Source organism: Candidatus Phytoplasma phoenicium, assembly GCF_001189415.1.
Taxonomy (GTDB): domain Bacteria; phylum Bacillota_I; class Bacilli_A; order Acholeplasmatales; family Acholeplasmataceae; genus Phytoplasma; species Phytoplasma phoenicium.
In genome coordinates this window covers 1-2150 of the sequence record NZ_JPSQ01000060.1, presented here as the reverse complement: position 1 = coordinate 2150, position 2150 = coordinate 1, and the positions used below count along the sequence as shown (strand labels likewise).

Sequence of the window (2150 nt, the reverse complement as noted above, 5' to 3'; positions counted from 1 at the left end):
TGTTCTTTTTCTTTTTGAACTTTTGCCAAATTATCTTCTAATTCGTTTAAATGAGGGTTGATTTTTAATTCTTGAATTTTATTTTGAATTTTTGTTATTATTTCTTTATTTTTTTGGGATTTTTGATAAAAAACCCAAGGATCTTGTTCTAAAATGGTTGAAAATTTACTTTTGTGCATAAGAAAGATAAAATTCTCATTATAATGCCATTTATTTTGTTTTTCTTTTAAACTTTTATTAAATTGATTTAATTCATCAATTAAGATTTGTTGTCTAATTTTTTTTGAATTTACTCCTATATAAGGGATTTGATAAGTTTTAGGATTTAATTGTTTGGCTGTGTAATTACTATAAATCATTCCTTGAGGTGTGATAGCTATTTTGTGTTTTTGTAAGTTAGTGACTTCTAATTCACATATAATATGAGATAATAAAATACGAGTATATTTCAAAGCATCTGTGTTTTCTGTAAAAATTTTCGCTGCTAAACTTTGTGGATTTTCATTGATGACAGGAATTTTACCAATATTAACTAAACCTATATCATAAATTTTTTCAGATGATTGAAATTTTTCATAAATTTTTAAAGATGCTTGGAAATAACGTTCATCTATAATTAAATTAAATTTACGCATTCCTAAAAAACCTTCAATAGCGTTCCGCCATAATTCTTCTTTAATATCTATTAATTCACATAAAGGATAAATAGATATTTCTTTTTGATAAAGACTACTTAAGTGCGTAGTTAATAAACTTTTTAATTTTCTTAAGCTAGGGTGATATGTAGGTGTAATACTTTGTAATATTTCTAAATGATTATTGAGTTCATTTATTTTTTGTTGTAAATCATGAATTTCTTTATGGAGTTCACTTTGTTGGATATTCACTTGAATAATTTCATAAGATAATTCATCATTAATATTCAATATATTTTTTTTAAATGAAGTGTATGTTTGTTCTGTTATTTCTTCCTCTGGAACTTGTCGACACCATTGATTCAAATAATTTAAATGTTTTTGTAATTTAACAGAAGGGTAACTTAATAATATTTGAGCACATAAATCTTTTTCTGTTTTTAATTGGGTTTGAAATAAATTTATTTGTTGTTCTGTTTCTTTCAAAATCATTTGATGTTGGGCCAAATCTTTTTGCAAAGAATATAAAAAAGCGCCTACATTATCTTGATTTTTATAATTTTGTAATTGTAAAATATAATTATTGAGATTTTCAATAGCAAAATTATTTTCTTTTTTTTGAGTTAATAAATAAGAAATTTGTTGTGTTAAAGTCGTTTGTTGTTGTTTTATATTTTGTATTTGCGCTTGAAACTGTAAATTTATCAACATTTTTTCTATTAAAAAATTAATTTTTGTATTTTGTTCTAATAACTTTATTTCTTGTGATTTTTCAATGATGACTTTTAATTTTTTTAGTTTTTGTTTTTCTAATTCGATTTGTTTTTCAACTTTTCTTAATTGTTGAACACTATTTTTTAAACTAATAATATTGATAGGATTTTCTTCTAATAAAAATTCAAAAACAAAATTTTGCAAATTTAAAGGTTTAAAAGATAATGCTTTAGGTAAAATTTTGATGTATTTGGATATATTGATTTTTAAAAATTGCTCTAAAGTATTTTGATATTGCTTTTTGGTCTCGCAAAATTCAAAATGAGGATCCAATATTTTCATATAATAACGAAATTGTTGTGCATTAAACGGTTTATTATTATTTACAAATAATTCAGAAGTTAAAGTTTGATTGGTACAAAAATAAAATTTTTCTTTCAACAAACCTTTATACGGGAGTTCTAATAAACAACCTAATAAAGAGTTTTTTTGAGTTTTTTCATCATAAAATTCTAAACAAATATGAGTAATGACATCTTTATTTCTTAAAAATTCTTTGTTTTCGGCTCCGATTTTACCTTTGATATAATTTTCCAAAGATCTTTTTGCGTTATCGTTAGCTGCTATATTAAATTTAACACCGCTTTTGCCACCAATTAAAACATATTGCAAAGCGTCTAACAAAGTTGATTTTCCAGCGCCATTTTCACCAGAAATTAATGTATTATCTTTGATTTCAATAGTTTGGCAAACGAAAAGATGCCAATTAATTAATTGTATTTTTGTTAATTTTTTCATTTT

Annotated in this window: 1 protein-coding gene; it reads right to left on the bottom strand. The window is 23.3% G+C overall.

The window, feature by feature from the left end; translation table 11 throughout:
• Window positions 1-2150, bottom strand: a 2150-nt coding sequence (locus tag AlmWB_RS01460; protein ID WP_050337372.1) for an ATP-binding protein, incomplete at both ends; no start/stop codon positions are given.